This window comes from Bradyrhizobium sp. Leo170 (genome assembly GCF_004296405.1).
Lineage (GTDB): Bacteria > Pseudomonadota > Alphaproteobacteria > Rhizobiales > Xanthobacteraceae > Bradyrhizobium.
On record NZ_PSRR01000647.1, the window covers coordinates 1 to 2,031 of the forward strand.

The 2,031-nt window shown below is 64.8% G+C and carries 3 protein-coding genes and 1 pseudogene; all 4 read left to right on the forward strand.

Annotation, left to right across the window (positions count from 1 at the left end; all coding sequences use genetic code 11):
* Nucleotides 1-486 (forward strand): annotated as a pseudogene (locus tag CWO89_RS43570) (DNA polymerase III subunit gamma/tau); the annotation flags it as partial.
* A 93-nt stretch (nucleotides 487-579) separates the two neighbouring features.
* Nucleotides 580-900: a YbaB/EbfC family nucleoid-associated protein gene (locus CWO89_RS43575; RefSeq protein ID WP_130584317.1), complete on the forward strand. Its 321-nt coding sequence runs from the start codon at nucleotides 580-582 to the stop codon at nucleotides 898-900.
* Between the two features lies 1 nt (nucleotide 901).
* Nucleotides 902-1,507 (forward strand): recombination mediator RecR, encoded by a 606-nt coding sequence (gene recR, locus CWO89_RS43580; RefSeq protein WP_130584318.1) that lies wholly within the window; start codon nucleotides 902-904, stop codon nucleotides 1,505-1,507.
* Nucleotides 1,508-1,531: 24 nt separating this feature from the next.
* Nucleotides 1,532-1,966 carry a hypothetical protein gene (locus CWO89_RS43585; protein ID WP_130584319.1) on the forward strand — a complete coding sequence of 145 codons (435 nt, stop codon included), beginning with the start codon at nucleotides 1,532-1,534 and terminating at the stop codon, nucleotides 1,964-1,966.
* Nucleotides 1,967-2,031 lie beyond the last annotated feature (65 nt).

Genomic DNA, 2,031 nt, shown 5'->3' on the forward strand with positions numbered 1-2,031 from the left:
AGCGCGGAGGCCTCGCTGCGACCGCAGGCTGCGGCGCCCGAGACGCAATCGGCGCCTGCGCTCCGCATCACCAGCTTCATGCAGCTTCTCGCGCTCGCCGGCGAGAAACGCGATTTGATGACCAAGGGCGCGCTCGAAGCGGATGTGCGGCTGGTGCGCATCGAGGACGGACAGCTCGAAATCGCGCTGGAGCCGCATGCCTCGCGCGGCCTCGTCACCGATCTCTCGCGCAAGCTGGAACTATGGACCGGCCGCCGCTGGACCGTGATCGTCTCCAACGAAGCCGGGCAGCCGACCGTTCGCTCGCAAAATCTCGCCGAGAAGAGCCAGCGCGAGCGCGCGGCCGAAGCCGATCCGCGGGTGAAGGAGGTTCTGGCCCGCTTTCCCGGCGCGAAGGTCGTCGAGGTGCGCAGACTTGCCGCCGAGCCGGCGGAGACCGATATTGTCGGCGAAGACCCCATCGAGAGCGGCGACGGGGACGATTAGCTTGATCCGGAAAAGTGGGGACCGGTTTTCCTTCGCGACAAACGCGTAGCGTTGGCGCGGAGATCATGCGCGAACACATTGAAGGGACCACCGATGGCTGATTTTCTCGGCATGATGAAGCAGGCGGCGCAGTTGCAGTCCAAGATGCAGGCGATGCAGGAAGAACTCGGCAACGTCGAGGTCGAGGGCATTTCCGGCGGCGGCCTCGTCGCCGTGCGCATGAGCGCGAAGATGGAGGTCAAAGGCGTCAGGATCGATCCGTCGCTGATGAAGCCGGAGGAACGCGAGATCCTTGAGGACCTCCTGGTCACTGCGCATAATGACGCGCGGCGCAAGGCGGAACTGGCGGTGCAGGAGAAGATGCAGGCGCTCACCGGTGGGCTCGGCCTGCCGCCCGGGCTTGGTCTCACCTGAAATGGCCGCAAGCGTCGCCGGACCTGAAATCGAGCGCCTGATCCAGCTTCTGGCGCGGCTGCCGGGCCTCGGGCCGCGCTCGGCCCGGCGCGCGGCGCTGCACCTGATCAAGAAGCGCGAAGCCTTGATGACGCCGCTCGCTTCGGCGCTGCAGGTGGCGATCGACAAGATTCAGGTCTGCAAGACCTGCGGCAATATCGATACGCAGAATCCCTGCACGGTCTGCACCGATCCGCGCCGCGATCCTTCCATCATCGTCGTGGTTGCCGACGTCGCCGATCTCTGGGCGCTGGAACGGGCGAACGCGACCAATGGCCGCTATCACGTCCTTGGCGCGACGCTGTCGCCGCTCGACGGCGTCGGCCCGCAGGATCTCACCATCGATCAGCTCGTGGCGCGCGCGCATGATCCGCAGGTGAACGAGATCATCCTGGCGCTGAATGCAACCGTGGATGGCCAGACCACGGCGCACTACATCACCGATCTGCTTCAAGAGGCCAATGTCCGAGTGACCCGGCTGGCGCATGGCGTGCCGGTCGGCGGCGAGCTTGATTACCTTGATGAAGGTACGCTATCCGCTGCTATGCGGCAGCGAACGCTTTTCTAGCCAAACACAACGGAACTGAACGAGATGACGAACCACCGATTCGGCATTCGCCTGTGCTTTGCGGTCATTCTGGGAGCGGTGCTTGCCGCGCCCGCCGCGCTGGCCCAAGAGGAGGAGGCCGCGCCGAAGCCGGGCAAGCCGATCCATGCCGGCGAGGTGCTGTCGGGCGAACTCAACACGCTGCGCGTCCGCGACATCAAGAAAGCCGGCAAGCGCATCGCAACCTATCAGCTTACCAGCGAACCGCGCCGCCTGCCGCCGCCGAACGGGCTGTGCAATCTCGAGACCGGTCCTGAGACGTTCCAGCTTGTCCCCGCCAACGACGCCCAGGCCGCGCAACTGAGGCCTTTTGTCGGCAAGGAAATCTCGGTGAAGGTCGACGAAGTCGCCTGCGCACAGGAAGCGGGGCAGATGAGCGAGGCGGTGGTCACCAAGTGGAGCGTGGTGACGAAGCACTAAGGTTTGGCCTCGTAGCCCGGATGCAGCGAAGCGTAATCCGGGATTCTTGGGAAACAACCTCGTGG